Source organism: Agromyces sp. Root1464, from assembly GCF_001427265.1.
Lineage (GTDB): Bacteria > Actinomycetota > Actinomycetes > Actinomycetales > Microbacteriaceae > Agromyces > Agromyces fucosus.
Map to the genome: position 1 here is coordinate 708984 of NZ_LMFU01000001.1, position 16118 is coordinate 725101.

16 protein-coding genes are annotated in these 16118 nt (G+C 70.2%); 10 read left to right on the forward strand and 6 right to left on the reverse strand.

All coding sequences use genetic code 11. The features are described from left to right. Together ASD23_RS03230 and ASD23_RS03235 are read right to left on the reverse strand one after the other, a co-directional pair. Positions 1–1392 (reverse strand): HNH endonuclease signature motif containing protein, encoded by a 1392-nt coding sequence (locus ASD23_RS03230; RefSeq protein WP_157376991.1) that lies wholly within the window; start codon positions 1390–1392, stop codon positions 1–3. Positions 1393–1565: 173 nt separating this feature from the next. Continuing rightward, positions 1566–2150, reverse strand: a complete 585-nt coding sequence (locus ASD23_RS03235; protein WP_056006148.1) for a DUF402 domain-containing protein — start codon at positions 2148–2150, stop codon at positions 1566–1568. A gap of 33 nt (positions 2151–2183) precedes the next feature. On the opposite strand from ASD23_RS03235, the gene rlmC reads away from it, so the two are divergent. Further along, the gene (rlmC, locus tag ASD23_RS03240; protein WP_056006151.1) at positions 2184–3308 is read left to right on the forward strand and encodes a 23S rRNA (uracil(747)-C(5))-methyltransferase RlmC; all 1125 of its coding nucleotides are present in this window, start codon (positions 2184–2186) and stop codon (positions 3306–3308) included. 75 nt (positions 3309–3383) lie between these two features. After that, on the forward strand, positions 3384–3635 hold the full coding sequence (locus ASD23_RS03245) for a hypothetical protein (protein WP_129231285.1): 252 nt from the start codon (positions 3384–3386) through the stop codon (positions 3633–3635). Positions 3636–3709: 74 nt separating this feature from the next. Here the strand turns inward: ASD23_RS03245 and ASD23_RS03250 are convergent, their stop codons facing one another. Together ASD23_RS03250 and proC are read right to left on the reverse strand one after the other, a co-directional pair. Continuing rightward, positions 3710–5344, reverse strand: a complete 1635-nt coding sequence (locus tag ASD23_RS03250; RefSeq protein ID WP_235507614.1) for a beta-N-acetylhexosaminidase — start codon at positions 5342–5344, stop codon at positions 3710–3712. Positions 5345–5352: 8 nt separating this feature from the next. Continuing rightward, positions 5353–6204, reverse strand: a complete 852-nt coding sequence (gene proC / locus ASD23_RS03255) for a pyrroline-5-carboxylate reductase (RefSeq protein WP_056006161.1) — start codon at positions 6202–6204, stop codon at positions 5353–5355. A gap of 137 nt (positions 6205–6341) precedes the next feature. Between proC and ASD23_RS03260 the strand changes: the two genes are divergently transcribed. Further along, a complete protein-coding gene (locus ASD23_RS03260; RefSeq protein WP_056006164.1) occupies positions 6342–7304 on the forward strand; it encodes a cation diffusion facilitator family transporter in 963 nt (320 codons plus the stop codon). Between the two features lie 62 nt (positions 7305–7366). Continuing rightward, positions 7367–8068: a glutamine amidotransferase-related protein gene (locus tag ASD23_RS03265; protein ID WP_162248725.1), complete on the forward strand. Its 702-nt coding sequence runs from the start codon at positions 7367–7369 to the stop codon at positions 8066–8068. Between the two features lie 234 nt (positions 8069–8302). On the opposite strand, the gene ASD23_RS03270 is transcribed toward ASD23_RS03265, so the two are convergent. Continuing rightward, positions 8303–9088 (reverse strand): SDR family NAD(P)-dependent oxidoreductase, encoded by a 786-nt coding sequence (locus tag ASD23_RS03270; protein WP_056006170.1) that lies wholly within the window; start codon positions 9086–9088, stop codon positions 8303–8305. A gap of 115 nt (positions 9089–9203) precedes the next feature. Here ASD23_RS03270 and ASD23_RS03275 point away from each other — a divergent pair, with 115 nt between their 5' ends. Beyond that, positions 9204–9824 (forward strand): TetR family transcriptional regulator, encoded by a 621-nt coding sequence (locus tag ASD23_RS03275; protein WP_056006173.1) that lies wholly within the window; start codon positions 9204–9206, stop codon positions 9822–9824. Here ASD23_RS03275 and tadA read toward each other — a convergent pair. Beyond that, entirely contained in the window at positions 9811–10278 is a 468-nt protein-coding gene (gene tadA, locus ASD23_RS03280; RefSeq protein WP_268753181.1) for a tRNA adenosine(34) deaminase TadA, read from the reverse strand. The two genes, ASD23_RS03275 and tadA, sit on opposite strands and share 14 nt — an antisense overlap. A 45-nt stretch (positions 10279–10323) precedes the next feature. On the opposite strand from tadA, the gene upp reads away from it, so the two are divergent. The 5 genes from upp (at position 10324) to ASD23_RS03305 (ending at position 16049) form a co-directional block, all read left to right on the forward strand. Beyond that, positions 10324–10959, forward strand: a complete 636-nt coding sequence (gene upp, locus ASD23_RS03285) for a uracil phosphoribosyltransferase (RefSeq protein WP_056006176.1) — start codon at positions 10324–10326, stop codon at positions 10957–10959. 499 nt (positions 10960–11458) lie between these two features. Next, positions 11459–12256, forward strand: a complete 798-nt coding sequence (locus ASD23_RS03290) for a winged helix-turn-helix domain-containing protein (protein WP_056006180.1) — start codon at positions 11459–11461, stop codon at positions 12254–12256. 358 nt (positions 12257–12614) lie between these two features. Beyond that, positions 12615–13058: a MarR family winged helix-turn-helix transcriptional regulator gene (locus ASD23_RS03295; RefSeq protein WP_056006182.1), complete on the forward strand. Its 444-nt coding sequence runs from the start codon at positions 12615–12617 to the stop codon at positions 13056–13058. Positions 13059–13168: 110 nt separating this feature from the next. Further along, positions 13169–14620, forward strand: coding sequence for an anaerobic C4-dicarboxylate transporter family protein (locus ASD23_RS03300; RefSeq protein WP_056006185.1), 1452 nt, complete (start codon positions 13169–13171; stop codon positions 14618–14620). Between the two features lie 73 nt (positions 14621–14693). Next, entirely contained in the window at positions 14694–16049 is a 1356-nt protein-coding gene (locus ASD23_RS03305; RefSeq protein WP_056006188.1) for a M20/M25/M40 family metallo-hydrolase, read from the forward strand. Positions 16050–16118: the final 69 nt, after the last annotated feature.

The following is a 16118-nucleotide window of genomic DNA, read 5'->3' on the forward strand; positions in this document are numbered from 1 at the left end:
TCAGGCTGCCGCGACCCGTGCGACCGGCGTACCTCGACCACCGCCCTCCTCGGCCCAGCCCGTCGGATGTCGCCGCCGGTTGCCGGGGCGCGGCCGCTGCTGCGGATCGAGATGCACCGGTGGAGTGAACCACGTCTGCGCGTCGCGCACGGTGATGACCCACCCGTCGTCATGGACGCGGTGATGATGATGCGAGCACAGCATGATGCCGTTGCCGATATCGGTTCGACCCCGATGACGCTTCCACCACTTGATGTGGTGCGCTTGCGTGTGCGACGGCGGCCGATTGCACGCCGGCCATGCGCAACCGCCATCGCGCTCGACGAGTGCGAGCTTCTGCGCGGCGGTGAAGAGTCGGGCGGCGCGGCCGAGTTCGAGCGGCTCGGACCGGTGGTCGAGCAGGAGCGGGCTGATGCCCGCTGACATCGCCAGCTCGCGTGCCGTCGCGACCGAGACGGGCTGGTCGATGCCGTCGATCGTGGCATGGCCGTGACCGCCGACGAGCGACTCGGCGTCGATGCGCGCCACCACCGTGACCTGCCGGAGCGCCGCGGGCGCCTGCTTGGCCCCGAGTGAGAGCCGCGCGATGTCGGCGAGGGCGTCGGCGTTCATCTGCGCGATCGTGCGCTGCTCGTCGAAGATCTCATCAGGCTCGCCGATCGCGTGAGGCTCGCCGACCTGAGGCTGGCCGCCATCACCCGCCTGGTCCTCAACGACCGACGCGCCGAAGCCACGCTTCGCATCGCGTGCCCGGTGCAGCTCCGCGCTGACGATCGCCTCGACCGCCAGCTTGATCGGCGCACCGTTCGCCGGATCGAACGCGCCCTGCAACTGGATCATGCCGGCGCGATCCTCCCAGATGCGCAGGCCCCGCCGTGCCCGCAACTCGTCTTCGCGCGGCTTCACGCCGTCGGGGTCGAGTCGCGCCTGCAGTTGCTTGATCAAGCGAGTGAGCCCGTCGACGCCGACCACCGGCGCACGCTCGACCAGGAGCCTTTCGGCCTCGCCCAGCTGCTGCCGACCGGCTCGGAGCGCCACCCCGTCGAGGAATCGGCGAATCGTCTCGGCCGCGTCGACGCACAGTGAGCCCGACTCGAGGCCGGCAGCCAGATGCGGATGCCTCGGCGGCAGCGCCTCGCCGGTGAACGATGCCCGCGGCGCGGTCGCCTCGCCCACCGTCACGAGCTTCGCGGCATCGCTGAACCGGCCACCGGTGACCGATGCGATCAGTCGCTCGGCCGAGGAGTAGCCGTGGCGGCGAGCGACATCGTCTTCACCACCCGAGCGCGATCGACTCGCGATCTCGGCAGCGCACTTCGCCTGCAGTGCCTGCACACGACGCGCCAATTCGGCCAGCGACTCGGTCACGCGAACCAGCCCGTCGCCGCTCATCGCGACCACATCGGCGACCGAATCGGTCGATGGCCGCAGCAGCGCGCCCGCCCAGGTCTAGTCGGTGAGCTCGCACGCCACTCTCAGGTCGGAGAGTGCTGCGCTCACTTCGGGCATGACTCAATTCTAGCGGAAATCGGCCACTAAATCGAACGTATATTCGAATGAATCGGTCACCACTCCGGTCGAATGAAGGCCGTCGAATCGCCGAGTCGGCCGAGCTGCCCGAGCCACCCCGCCGCTGTCGCCCCATCGAACGGCGCCTCGCGCCGCCGCACCGCCCCCAGCACGGCCTCGGCATCGGCGCGTGCGCGCGCCACCAACTCGGCCGGATACCCGAACTGCACCGCGTGCTCGGCGAACTCGTCTTCGTCATCGATGAACGCCGGCGCGCCCGTACGCTCGACGACGTCGAGATCGAGATCCACGTACGAGACCGTCCAGGCCCCCGACGCATCCGCTCGCCACTCGGGAACCGTCGCCAGGTCCACATAGATGCCGAGCCCGCGCGGATGCCCCGCGTTGAATCCTGCCGCCCAGCCCGCGCGCGGGAAGAGCGACACCGAGTCCCACGTCGCGGTGAAACCGTGCCCCGGCCGCGCGAACCGCGTGCCGGCCGGGAACCCGACCCAGTCGCCGTGCTCGTCGGCCCCGAGCCAGCGCCCGTCGAACTCCCAGTGCGGCTGCCCGAGCCACTTCGTCGCGCGAACCCGCACGAGATCTCCGGGGGCACGGGGGCGGTCGTCGGCGGCGCTCACCCGACCACCGTATCCGCGCCTACGCTGGAACCCGTGGACTGCTCCTACTTCGACGCCGGGCGCTGCACCTCGTGCTCGCTCATGGGGCAGCCGTACGAGCGTCAGCTCGCCGACAAGCAGCGGCACGCCGAAGACCTCCTGCGCGCACACACGGGCCTCGATTGGCTGGCGCCGATCGGCAGCCGCGAAGGCGGCTACCGCAACAAGGCGAAGATGGTGATCGGCGGCACGACGGACACGCCGACGATCGGCATCCTCGACGCCGACGGCCACGGCATCGACCTCGAGGCGTGCGGCATCTGCTCGCCCGGCCACCGGGCGGCGTTTCCCGTGATCGCGGCGTTCATCACGCGCGCCGGGCTCACGCCCTACGACGTGCCGAGCCGCACGGGCGAGCTCAAGCACCTGATCCTCACCGAGTCGCCCGACGGCGAGCTCATGATCCGCTTCGTCGTGCGCTCGACCGAGCCGGTCGGCCGCATCCGCAAGCACCTGCCGTGGCTCCTGGCCGAGCTCCCGAACGCCCGTGTCGTCACCGCGAACGTGCTGCCCGAGCACAAGGCCGTGCTCGAGGGCGAGCACGAGATCGTCTTCACCGAGGCGGAGACGCTGCCGATGCGGCTCGGCGACGTGACGATGCACCTGCGCCCGCAGAGCTTCTTCCAGACGAACACCGAGATCGCCGAGGCGCTCTACGTCGAGGCGCGCGACTGGGTGCGCGCCCTCGCGCCCGACTCGGCGTGGGACCTCTACTCGGGCGTCGGCGGCTTCGCTCTGCACATCGCGGATGCCGCGGCATCCGTCACCGGCATCGAGACGAGCGTCGAGGCCGTCGCGAGCGCCGAGCTGAGCCGAACGGATGCCGCGCTCTCACGCGTCCGGTTCGAGGCCGGCGACGCCACCGCCTTCGCTCTGGGCGCCGACACGGCTCCCGATCTCGTGATCGTGAATCCGCCCCGACGCGGCATCGGCCGGGAGCTGAGCGGATGGCTCGAGGCATCCGCTATTCGCCACGTGCTGTACTCGAGCTGCAACGCGGCCTCGCTCGCTCGCGACCTCGAGGCGATGCCGTCGTTGCGGCCGGTGCGCGGGCGGGTGTTCGACATGTTCCCGCAGACGACGCACTTCGAGGTCATGGTGCTGCTCGAGCGGGTCTGAGCTCGAGAAACCGGCCCGGTTCAGGCATTTCCAGAGGCGTGGGCTATACTGGCAGGTCACGCCGAAGGAGGTGACATGAGGAGAATCCCACCATTCCTCGCGACGATGATCGTCGCGACCTGGTTGTTCATGATCGGCTTCGCCGCCGGTTTCGAGAACGAACTCGCGACGCACCCGACGCTCACCCGTGAGCACCCCGACGCACTGATGGCCGGCGTCACCATGGGCATCGGCGCCGTGTGCGCCGCCCTGGTGATCGCGGCGAGCGTGCGGCTCACGAAGATGCTCGTCAGGGCGCGCTCCGGCAAGGCGCACGCCGCGCTGTAGCGGCATGCACCACGTCGCGCGAGCGATCACGCGATCACGCACCCGGGTGCAGGCACTCCCTGCGCCCGGGTGCGTCACTCGTGCAGGTCGGCGGTGAGCGCCGCGAGTTCGGCCTGCCGGTCGGCCTTGGCACGGGGCGCACCCGGCACTCCGGGACGCTGCTGCCACGGATGCGGCCCGGCGAGCGGCCGGTACGCCACGCCCATCGCGTCGTAGATCTCGAGCTGGGCGTCGAGGCGCGCCTCGAAGTCCGCCCAACGCTTGCCCGGCGCGCTCCACGCGACCTCGGCGAACGCCGCGAGTCGCGGGAAGACCATGTAGTCGACCCTCGACGCCGTGTCCATGTGCTCGCTCCAGGCGTTCGCCTGCACCCCGAGCACATGGCGGCGCATCGGCGCGGAGGCATCCTCCGGGAGCGGCTCGAACTCGTACACGTCGCGCAACGACTGCACCGTGCCGACCGGGATGGGCTCGTCGGCCGAGTCCGACTGCCGGTAGTCGAGGTAGGCGAAGTCGTCGGGGCAGAGCACGACGTCGTGGCCGCGGGCCACCGCGACCTCGGCGCCGCGGATGCCGCGCCACGAGGCGATCGTCGCACCGGAGTCGAGCGGGCCCTCGAGCACCTCGTCCCAGCCGTACAGTCGCCGGCCGGCGGCCGTGAGGTGCGCGTCGAGCTGCCGGATGAACCACGCCTGCAACTCGTTCGGCGTCTCGAGCCCGCGCGACGCCATGAGCTCCCGCGTGCGCGCGTCGTGCGCCCACTGCACCTTGCGCGCCTCGTCGCCGCCGACGGCGATGTAGGTCGACGGGAACACCGCCATGACCTCGTCGAGCACATTGCGGAAGAACTCGACCGTCGACTCCTCGGCGTTCAGCACGTCGTCGTTGATGCCGTACCGCGGCCACACTTCGTAGGGCCCGCCCGTGATGCCGAGCTCGGGATACGCGGCGAGCGCCGCGCGCACATGCCCGGGTGTCTCGATCTCGGGCACGACCTCGATGTGCCGCTCGGCCGCGTAGGCGACGATCTCGCGCAGGTCGTCGTGCGTGTAGAAGCCTCCGACGGGGCGACCGTCGAGCGTCGAGTCCGGCCCGTGGCCGAGCTGCGACTCGGGCCGCCACGCACCGACCTCGGTCAGGCTCGGATAGCGGTGGATCTCCATGCGCCAGCCCTGGTCGTCGGTCAGGTGCAGTTGCAGCACGTTGACGCGGTGCAGCGCGAGCAGGTCGATGAGCCGCAACACCTCGTGCTTCGGCCGGAAGCTGCGGGCGACGTCGAGCATGAAGCCGCGCCACGCGAAGCGCGGGGCGTCGACGGTGACGGATGCCGCGGCGCGCCACTGCCGCCCCGGCAGCGCCGCCCGCCGGAACGCGTCGGGGCCGAGCAGCTGCCGGAACGCGATGCCGCCGTGGAAGAGCCCCGCGGTGGAGCCGCCCGCGAGACGCACGCCGTCGGGCGCGATCTCGAGCCGGTAGCCCTCGCGAGGCAGTTCGGGGTCGACGTCCAGCTCGATCGCGGTGCCGGCGCCTTCGCGCCCGCCGGTCGGTGCGGAGGGGATGATCGGCAGCGTGAGGCCCGTCGCCGCCGCCAGGTCGGCCTGCAGCCGGCGGGCTGCGGGAGCCGCGGCATCCGACGCCCTGATGACCGTGTCATCGTCGACCGCGAACTCGCCGTCGCGCTGCTCGAACGAGAGGGGCTTCGGAATCACGCCGCCGCTCATGCGCCGGCGGCCAGCTCCCGCGCGCGGGCGAGCGCCGCATCGGTGGCACGGTCGAAGGTCTGCTTGAAGCCCGCCTCCTCGAGCACGGCCACGGCGCGCTCGGTGGTCCCCTTCGGGCTCGTGACGCGTCGACGCAGCTCGGCGGGGCCGTCGTCCGATGCCGCGAGCAGCTCGCTCGCGCCGCGGAACGTGCCCTCGACCATGACGGCCGCCTGCTCGGGCGTGAAACCCTTGTCGACCGCCGCCGCGGTGAGCTGCTCGATGAGGTAGAAGACGTAGGCCGGGCCCGAGCCCGAGATCGTCGAGAGGGCGTCGATCTGCGCCTCGGGCACGACGAGCACCTCGCCGACGGTCTCGAAGAGCGCGACGGCGAGCGCAAGGTCGGCGTCGCTCGACCGGGTGCCCGCCGAGACGCCGGTGACGGCGCGGCCGACGACGGCCGGTGTGTTCGGCATCGAGCGGATCACCGCGACCGACTCGGGCAGCAGCGACTCGAACGTCGCCACGGTGACCCCGGCCGCAACGCTCACGACGATCGCCCCGGGCTCCAGCGCATCGGCGATCTCCTCGAGGAGGGCTGGCACCATCGCGGGCTTCACGGCGACGACCACGAGCTTCGCGCCGGCGACGGCCGTGCGGTTCGCCGCGGCATCCGTCTCGGTGGCGTACGCGACGACACCCGGAAGCGCCGTGAGCTCGGCCGCCTTCTCGGCGCTGCGGTTCGTCGCGCGGATGCCGCCGTCGACCTCGATGCCCGGCTGCAACAGGCCGGTGAGGATGGCACGGGCCATCGAGCCGGCCCCCAGGAACGCGATCGCGGGCAGTCTGACGGGGGCCTCGGCACTCATGCGACCATCCTAGATTCGGGGCCGGATGCTGTGGCTTCGCGTAGACGAATCGCCCCGGCACGCCCGTTTAGGATTGCTTCATGAGCGCATCGGGCTCGACGCGAACTCAGCCAATCATCCACCTTTAGGATTTCTTCATGAGCGCATCGGGCGGCACCAAGGCAATCATCGCGGCGTTCCTCGCGAACACGGGCATCGCCCTGACGAAGTTCATCGCGTGGTTCTTCTCGGGCTCGGCATCGATGCTCGCCGAGGGCGTGCACTCGGTCGCCGACGCCGGCAACCAGCTGCTCCTCATCCTCGGCGGTCGCAAGGCGAAGAAGGCCGCCGACAAGGAGCACCCGTTCGGCTACGGCCGCGAGCGTTACGTGTACGCCTTCGTCGTGTCGATCATCCTGTTCTCCGTCGGCGGCATCTTCTCGATCTACGAGGGCGTCGACAAGCTGACCCACCCGCACGAGCTCGAGAACGCGTGGCTGCCGCTGCTCGTGCTCTCGATCGCGATCGTGCTCGAGTCGTTCTCGCTGCGCACCGCGGTCAAGGAGTCGAATCACATCCGCGGCCGCCAGACGTGGGTGCAGTTCGTGCGCCGGGCGAAGGCGCCCGAGCTGCCCGTCGTACTCCTCGAAGACGTCGCGGCCCTCATCGGCCTGGTCTTCGCGTTCCTCGCCGTCGGACTCACGGTCATCACCGGCAACCCGACGTTCGACGCGATCGGCACGCTCATGATCGGTACCCTCCTCGTGCTCGTGGCGATCGTGCTCGGCATCGAGACGAAGTCGCTGCTCGTCGGCGAGGGCGCCAACGACGACGACCTCGAACGCATCGAGCAGGCGATCCTCGCCGGCCCCGAGGCCGAGCGCATCATCCACATGAAGACCCTCTACCTCGGCCCCGACGAGCTGCTCATCGCCGCCAAGCTCGGCTTCACCGCCGACCAGCGCCTGCTCGAGGTGTCGGCGGCGACCAACGCCATCGAGCAGCGCATCCGCGACGCGGTGCCGTCGGCACGGGCCATCTACATCGAGCCCGACGTCTACGTCGAGCCGAACCACCCGGCCCCGCCCACCGACGCCATCGTCATCAAGGGCCTCGAGTGACGAGTGCCGGTCGAGTAGTGCCCGGCGAAGCCGGACGCGTATCGAGACCTCGCACCGCCCTGGTGCTGCGCCACGACTCCGCGATCGGCCTCGGCAACCTCGGACCCACGCTCGAGGCGCACGGCTACGAGATCGTCACGGTCGACGCCCCGTCGACGGATGTCTCGACGCTCGACGCCCTGGCACCCGACCTCGTCGTCGTGCTCGGCGGCGACGAGGGAGCCTATGAGACCGACCGCTACCCGTACCTGTCCGACGAGATCGCGCTGCTCCGCACGCGCATCGAGGCGGAGGCGCCGATCTTCGGCGTCTGCCTCGGCGCGCAGCTGCTCGCGAAGTCGCTCGGCGCCGAGGTCTTCAAGGGCCCGAAGAAGGAGGTCGGCTGGCTGACGGTCGAGCCGACCGAGGCCGGCGCGAGCTCGCCGGTGCGGCACTTCGCCGGGGTTCCGACGGTGCAGTGGCACGGCGACACCTTCGAACTGCCCGAGGGCGTCGAACGGCTCGCCTCCTCGGGTGCCTACGAGAACCAGGCGTTCGCGAAGGGCGAGTGGCTGCTCGCGGTGCAGTTCCATCCCGAGGTCACCGACGAGATCCACGAGGACTGGCTGCGGGAGTGGGGCGACGAACTGCCCGAGTACGGCCTCAGCCGCGAGCAGCTGCGCGAGGAGCGCGCGTCGTTCGGGCCGGTCGCGGAGGCGGCATCCGCTCGACTGCTCGGCGAGTACCTCGAGAGGCTCGCGACGCGCGACGCTCGCGCCGCGTAGTCTCGCGCCCCGCCGGTCGAGGTACCGCGTCGTCTCGGCGTCCGCGCCGCGCCTCCACGCCGCACGTCTCCGCCGTGACTTCGGAGATCTGCAGCAGATCGGCGTCGTGCGCCGAATCCATCCGATTCGGCGCAGATCTCCGACGTGGTGCACCTGCAGGGCATTGGCATGCACAGCGGAGAGGGCGCGCCGCCCGGGATGAACCCGGACGGCGCCCTGTCGGTCTTGCAGCGGCTAGAAGTGCGTGCCGCCGTCGATGCGCACCTCGGTGCCGGTGATGAAGGCACCGTCGTCGCTCGCGAGCATCGCGACGACGCCGGCGACAGTCTCGGGGCTCGCCATGCCCTGCGCGATCGCCGGGGTGAGCTTCATGAAGAGGCTGAAGTCGGCGTCGGCGGGCAGGCCGGGGCCCTGGCTCTGCTTGCTCTCACCGCTGCCGTCGGTCATGCCCGAGGAGATCGAGCCGGGCTGCACCGAGTTGAAGCGGATGCCCTGCTTGCCGTACTCCGCGGCGAGTGCGTGGGTCATCGACTGCACGCCGCCCTTGCTGGCCGCGTAGGCCGACATGTAGGGGTGCGCGAACGCCGCCGACGTCGAGCTGAAGTTCACGACCGCAGGACCGTCGCCCTCGAGGAGCGCGGGGATCGATTCGCGGATCATGAGGAACGTGCCGACGAGGTTCACATTGATGACCTGCTGGAACTGCTCGAGGGTCGTCTCGTGGGTGTGCGAGGAGCGCAGGATGCCGGCCGCGTTGACGAGCACGTCGAGTCCTCCGAGCGCGGCGACCGCGGCAGCGACGCCATCACGAACGGATGCCTCGTCGGAGATGTTCACGACGACGGTCGTGAGACGGTCGGCGGCGTCGCCGGCCTTCGCCACGGTGTCGGCGAGACCGGCCTCGCTCACGTCGGCGGCGACGACGACGCCGCCCTCGGAGAGCATGCGCAGCACGGTGGCCTGGCCGATGCCGGAGCCTCCGCCGGTGACGATCGCGCGGCGTCCTTCGTAACGGTTCATGACTGGTGACCTTTCGGGGTTCGGGAAGTTGTGTTACACGTTACGCCACCTTGACACGTTGTGCCAGTGTGGCGACGAACGCCACCGATCGCGCGGCATCGCGTACGCTTCGAACGTGGATGAGAGACCCCCGACGCTGACCGAACGCCGCAAGGCCGCGACCCAGCTCGAGCTCGCCCGTGCCGCCGCCCGGCTGTTCACCGACCGCGGCCCCGACGCGACGACCGCCGAGGAGATCGCCGCGGCAGGGGGTGTCGCGCTCCGCACCTTCTACCGCTACTTCCGGACGAAGGAGGACGCCGTCGCCCCGCTCCTCACCGTCGGCGCCGACCACTGGCGGGCGCTGCTCGCGGCATCCGATCGATCCGTCGACCCGCTCATCGCGATCGAGCGCGCGATCGCCGAGGCGCTCACCCCGCCGGGCGATGACCTCGAAGGCGTGAGCTGGACGCGCGGCCTCTTGCGCGCGGGCGTCGACGACCCCGCCCTCATGAACGTGTGGTACCGCGTGAACCGGGAGTCCGAGACGAAGCTTCGGGGCGTCATCCTCGAGCTCGGCGGGCCGACGGTCGACGAGCCCACCGCACGTCTCGTCGCCGCAGCGGCGACCGACGCGATCCGCATCGCGCTCGAGGCCTGGGCCGAGACCGACGACCCCGAGGTAGGACCCGGGTCGCCGGCGGAGCGGGCCGTCCACAACTTCCGCCGGCTCTCGGCGGGGCTCACGAGCGCCTGAGCGGGTCCTCGAAGAACTCGAGCAGCAGTCGCGCCGCGGCATCCGCTTCGACACCGGCGTACACCTCGACCCGGTGATTGAGCCGGCGATCACGCAGCACGTCGTAGAGCGAGCCGGCGGCACCGGCCTTCTCGTCCCAGGCGCCGAACACGACGGTCGGGATCCGTGCGGCCAGGATCGCTCCGGCGCACATGACGCAGGGCTCCAGCGTGACCACGAGGGTGCAGTCGGTGAGCCGCCAGTCACCCGTGACCTCGGCCGCCGAGCGAAGCGCCAGGAGCTCGGCATGGGCGGTCGGATCGCCGTGCAGCTCGCGTTCGTTCCGGCGCGCGGCGATGACCCGTCCAGCGCCATCGACGACGATCGCGCCGACCGGCACATCACGCGTCGCGGGCGCCTGGGCGGCCTCGGCGAGCGCGAGGCGCATCCACTCCCGGTGCTGCGGCAGCTCCACGTTCTCCCCCTCCGCGCTCGACCCTCCCGAACTAGACTCGAGCCTATGCGAGTCCACGTTGCCGACCACCCGCTCATCACCCACAAGCTGACGGTGCTCCGCGACGTGAAGACGCCGTCGCCGGTGTTCCGCTCGCTCGTCGAAGAGCTCATGACCCTCCTCGCCTACGAGGGCACGCGCGGCGTGCGGGTCGAGCCGGTCGACATCGTGACCCCCGTCGCACCCACCACCGGCGTGCGCATCGCCGACCCGAAGCCGCTCATCGTGCCGATCCTTCGCGCGGGCCTCGGCATGCTCGAGGGCATGGTGAAGCTCGTGCCGACCGCCGAGGTCGGCTTCCTCGGCATGGCGCGCAACGAGGAGACGCTCGAGCCCACCACCTACGCCGAGCGACTGCCCGACGACCTCTCCGACCGCCAGTGCTTCGTGCTCGACCCGATGCTCGCGACGGGCGGCTCGCTCATCGCGGCGATCGAGTTCCTGCTGAAGCGCGGCGCGACGGATGTCACGGCGATCTGCATCCTCGCGGCGCCCGAGGGGCTCGCAGCCGTCGAGGCGGCCATGGAAGGCCGCGGCGAGGTGACCATCGTGCTCGGCGCCGTCGACGAGCGACTCAACGAGCTCGGGTACATCGTGCCCGGCCTCGGCGATGCAGGCGACCGGCTGTACGGCACGGTATAAGCAGCGCCACGAATCACCTTCACCGAAGGATCTTCGAGCCTCGACACGCCGGGGCGAGTTTCCGACGCGGAAGATTTCTGAAACTGCCTATTCGTCGCAGAATCTTGCGCGCTTCGGGTCGGGCTGACTGATCCTGCCGGTTGCCTCTCGGCATCGCGCACCGCGTGCGATGTCACACCCCGTCACGTGATGGTCACGAATTGACACATGCTCGACGATCGGTTTGACTGACGCTCATGACAGACACCGCACGCAACCTGACCGCCCACGGCGTTCTCAGGACGACCGGCATGATGATGCCGGCACGTGCAGCCATGTGTTGTCGAATGTGCCGCTGACCGCGACCCCACCGCCGAGTTCCGCAGCCGATCCGCATCCAGATCGACGCCGACTCCTCTGAACCCACCGCATCCGGGGGTTCGCCCGGCCGTCCGGCCATTCGCTCAGACCCCGACTCCAGGGGTCCGTCGCTGCACCCTTCACGCAAGGATTCTCCGTCATGTCTCTCGCATTCGCACCCGCTCCCATCCGCACCGTCCAGGCCCGCACCGCACCGTCGCTCGCTGCGGCACCGACGCATGTGTCCGCCCCGCTCCGCTCCGTGCCCGCTGACGTCGCCGAGCCGGCCATCGCCGCGGCCTCCTCCGCCGACGCGGCCGCCGGCCGCAGCCCCCGTGTCCGCGCCGTGCCCGAGGGCACCGAAGCACGCGGCTTCGTGCTCTACGTCGGCATCGACGAGGCCAAGGCGCTCGCCGACGGCACCACCCTCCACCGCATCGTCGAGGCGCTGCGCGCCCTGACGGCCGAGGTCTCGCCCTCCGCCGAGACGTACGCCGCGGTCGCACTCGCACCGGAGGGCGCCGGCGGCCGCGACGTCGACGTCGTGCGCCTCGCCCTGCAGGACCCCTCGGCGCTCGCCAAGCAGCGCGAAGGCCAGGGCGTCCGCGACGACGCCGACCGTCACCCCAACGGCGTCATCATCGACATCTCGCGCAAGCGCGTCCTCCTCGATGGCGAGGCCGCGGGCCTCACCTACAAGGAGTTCGAGCTGCTGCAGTACCTCGTGCTCCGCGAGGGCCGCACGATCGACCGCCACGAGCTCATCGACAACCTCTGGGACGCCGACGACGAGGCTCCGAGCGAGCGCACCATCGACGTGCACGTGCGTCGCCTGCGCTCGAAGCTCGCCCACTACCAGGACATCGTGCGCACGGTTCGCGGCGTCGGCTACCGCTTCGACCGTCACGCGGATGTCTCGATCCGCCAGGCCTCGACGCCGTCCCCCGACCTGTACTGAGGCCCCTCCGGCGCGCGCCGGAGGGCGCGGATTCGGCCGCTTCGAAAAATAACGGAACGATAACTAGCGCCTGTTACCGATCCGTTATATATTCGGAACTGCGCCGCTTGTTTGCTGTGGCAAGCGACGTGGAATGTGATTGCAGGACACTCTTGGTGCAAGGGAGAGGGCCGGTCGTCAGCCTCTACGACCGGCCCTCAACCGATTCCAGACGGTGAGCCGAGGGGCAGCGCCCCCGCACCGTCAGCCTCTACGACCGGCCCTCAACCGCGCACCGTCAGCCTCTACGACCGGCCCTCAACCGATTCCTCCCGAGGTTCCCTATTGTGGGATCAGCCCACAATCGGAAGGACCCCGCATGGCAGATCGCGCGATCACGGTGGCTGCTTGGGAATCGCTGTTCCGCGCGCAGGTCTCGATCATGCGCGCACTCGCGGCCGAGTTCCCGAGCGACGTCATCTCGCTCAACGAGTACGACGTCCTCTTCAACATCACGCGCGCGCCCGGCCGACGCCTGCGGCTCAAGGACCTGAACCAGAACGTGCTCATCACCCAGCCGAGCGTGAGCCGTCTCGTCGACCGGCTGACGACCCGTGGGCTCGTCGCGAAGCTGCCCGACCCCAGAGACGGCCGCGGCACGATCGTCGCGATCACCGACGAGGGGTTCGATCTCTTCCGTCGTGTCGCGATCACCCACATGGACGCCATCAACCGCCAGTTCGGCGACAGCCTGTCCGAAGACGAGCTCCGCACGCTCGCCGATCTCTGCAACCGGCTGCGCCCCGAACTCGACCAGTCCTGACGCGTTCGGAGCCGCGAGGAAGCGCGAAAAACCCGACGTAGACGTGCGGTTCCCCCGGGCACTACTCTCAGCCTAAAGAGTGGTTCTGGCTGGGTTCCTGGGGGGACGTCATGGACATCGTGCTCGTCATACTGCAAGCCTGCGTCGTCATCGGCGCGATCGTGCTCGGCGTCCGCACAGGCGGCATCGGCCTGGGCCTCTGGGGCGTCGTCGGCACGGTGATCCTCGTGTTCGTCTTCCAATTGCCGCCGGGCGCCATCCCGATCGATGCCTTCTTCATCATCATCGCGGTGATCACGGCGTCGTCGGCGATGCAGGCGGCCGGCGGCATCGACTACCTCGTGGCGATCGCGTCGAAGATCATCCAGCGCAATCCGAAGCGGCTCACCTACGTCGCACCGCTCGTGGCGTTCGTCTTCACCGTGCTCTCGGGCACCTCGAACATCTTCTTCGCCCTCATCCCCGTGATCTACGAGACGGCGTACCGCAACGGTCAGCGCCCCGAGCGGGCCCTCGCCGCGTCGACCGTCACCTCGGGCCTCGGCATCACCGCCAGCCCGGTATCGGCGGCCATGGCCGCCTACCTCGTGCTCATGGACGGCACCGGCTACGGACTGCCGCAGATCCTCCTCATCACGGTGCCTGCGGCGATCGTGGCCTGCATCGTCACCTCGCTCGTGCAGCAGCGCGTGGGCAAGGACCTGCTCGACGACCCGGTGTACCTGAAGCGCGTCGCCGACGGCACCGTCGAGGTGCCCGCTGCGCTGAAGGCCCGCTACGAGGCCAAGGTCGGCGGCGGTACCCCGGTGACGGCCGGCGGCACCGCGACGGCGACGGCCACCGCGACCGGCGATCCGGTCGCCCCGGCCGACCTCCCGCCCGCTCGCATCGAGCACCCCGTGCCCCCGGGCGGCGCGACCGCCGCGTACATCTTCGTCACCGGCACGCTGCTCATCGTGCTGCTCGGCCTCTTCCCGGGCCTGCGTCCCGCGTTCCCCGACGAGTCCGGAGAGCTCGTGCCGCTGGGCATGTCGACCATCATCGAGATGGTGATGTTCTCGGTGGCCCTCGTCATCATCCTCGTGCGCAAGGTCAAGCCGTCGCTCGTGGTCGAGCAGCCGCTGCTGCGGGCCGGATTCGTCGCCGCGGTGGCGCTGTTCGGCATCGCCTGGATGGCCGACACCTTCATCTCCGCCAACGAGGAGACGATCATCGAGCCGCTCGGCGCGATGATCGAGGCGAACCCGCTGCTCCTCGCCGTCGCGCTGTTCATCGTCTGCGGCCTCACGACGAGCCAGTCGGCGACGACGAACACGATGATCCCGATCGCTCTCGCCGCCGGCCTGGCGCCCGGCGTCATCACGGCGATGTGGCCGTCGCTCATCGGCGTCTGGCTCTTCCCGGCCAACGGCTCGCAGATCGCCGCCGTCGAGACCGACCTGACGGGGTCGACGAAGCTGACGCAGGTGCCGGTGTGGCACTCGTTCACGATCCCGATGCTCGTGTCGTGGGTCGCCGTCGTCGGGGCCGGCCTCCTGATCCAGCTCGTCGTGCCCGCCTGAAGCGGCACCGCGCGATCACCGCGCGATCACGACGCGCCCGAAGCATCCGCACCATCCAGCCGAGGAGGAACCCATGACCGACGCCGCAGACGTGAAGTCCGCCGCCGCGCAGTTGATGCCCGAGGTGCTCGACCGTCTCGAGACGCTCGTGCGCATCCCATCCGTCGCCTTCCCCGGGTTCGACCCCGAGCCCGTGCACCGCATGGGAGCGGCCGTCGTCGAGCTCTTCGAGGCGGCGGGGGCCACCGGCGTGAAGCTGCTCGACGTGCCCGACGGCTACCCGTGCGTCTACGCCGACCTCCCGGGCCCCGAGGGCTCGCCGACCGTGCTGCTCTACGCGCACTACGACGTGCAACCGGCCGCCGAGAGCCAGGGCTGGTCGACCGATCCCTTCGAGCCCGTGACGAAGGACGACGGCCGCATGTACGGTCGCGGCGCCGCCGACGACAAGTCGGGCCTCGTCATCCACTACGGCACCCTGAAGCTCCTCGGCGCCGACCGGCCCTGCAACCTGAAGATCCTCGTCGAGGGCGAGGAGGAGACGATCTCCCACCTCGAGGCGTTCGTCGAGGCGAACCCCGAGCTCTTCGCCGCCGACGCGTACGTCATCGCCGACATCGGCCCGCAGCGCGTCGGGCGGCCGGGTCTCACGACCGCGCTTCGAGGGGATGTCGCGTGCACGGTGACCGTGCGCACGCTCGGCAACCCCGTGCACTCGGGCATGTTCGGCGGCGCGGCGCCCGACGCCATGACGGCGATGATCCGGATCCTCGACACGCTCCACGACGAGCACGGCGACACCGTCATCCCCGGCGTCGACAGCGGGCACTGGAGCGGTGCCGACATGGAGGAGGACGTCTATCGAGAAGGGTCGGCGGTGCTGCCCGGGGTCGACTACCTCGGCACCGGTTCGCTCTCCGACCGCATCTGGGCGAAGCCCTCGGTGACGGTGCTCGGCATGGACCTGCCGAACACGGCAGAGGCGTCGAACGTGCTGCTGCCGTCGGTGACGGCGAAGCTCTCGATGCGCATCGTCCCCGGCGCCGACGCCGACGCGCAGCTCGACGCCCTCATGGCGCACCTGCGCGCCCAGCGCCCGTGGAACTGCGAGGTCGAGGTCGAGAAGGTGAAGACGGGACATCCGTTCGCCGTCGACGCCTCGCATCCCGCGATCGTCGCTGCGGAGGCCGCCCTCGAGGCGGCGTACGGCGCACCCGTCGAGTCGATCGGCAGCGGTGCGTCGATCCCCCTCGTGGCATCCCTCCAGAAGGTCGCCCCGGACTCGGCGATCGTGCTCTGGGGAGCGGAGGACACAGCGCAGTCGCGCATCCACGCATCCGACGAGTCGGTCGACCCCGGTGAGATCGAGCGGATGATCGCCGCGCAGACCCTCTTCATCCAGGGACTCGCAGCAGCAGAACGGTCCTGATCGAACCGCCCGGCCGTCGTTCGGCAGCCGGGCGCCGCGAAGGCGAGGTGCGCGTGTCCGTTCCGCAGT

Bases quoted from the DNA above. Each gene is read 5' to 3' on its own strand.
- ASD23_RS03230 (WP_157376991.1), bottom strand. From the start codon at position 1,392: ATGAGCGGCGACGGGCTGGTTCGCGTGACCGAGTCGCTGGCCGAATTG.
- ASD23_RS03245 (WP_129231285.1), top strand. From the start codon at position 3,384: ATGAGGAGAATCCCACCATTCCTCGCGACGATGATCGTCGCGACCTGG.
- proC (WP_056006161.1), bottom strand. From the start codon at position 6,204: ATGAGTGCCGAGGCCCCCGTCAGACTGCCCGCGATCGCGTTCCTGGGG.
- ASD23_RS03260 (WP_056006164.1), top strand. From the start codon at position 6,342: ATGAGCGCATCGGGCGGCACCAAGGCAATCATCGCGGCGTTCCTCGCG.
- ASD23_RS03270 (WP_056006170.1), bottom strand. From the start codon at position 9,088: ATGAACCGTTACGAAGGACGCCGCGCGATCGTCACCGGCGGAGGCTCC.
- upp (WP_056006176.1), top strand. From the start codon at position 10,324: ATGCGAGTCCACGTTGCCGACCACCCGCTCATCACCCACAAGCTGACG.
- ASD23_RS03290 (WP_056006180.1), top strand. From the start codon at position 11,459: ATGTCTCTCGCATTCGCACCCGCTCCCATCCGCACCGTCCAGGCCCGC.
- ASD23_RS03295 (WP_056006182.1), top strand. From the start codon at position 12,615: ATGGCAGATCGCGCGATCACGGTGGCTGCTTGGGAATCGCTGTTCCGC.
- ASD23_RS03300 (WP_056006185.1), top strand. From the start codon at position 13,169: ATGGACATCGTGCTCGTCATACTGCAAGCCTGCGTCGTCATCGGCGCG.
- ASD23_RS03305 (WP_056006188.1), top strand. From the start codon at position 14,694: ATGACCGACGCCGCAGACGTGAAGTCCGCCGCCGCGCAGTTGATGCCC.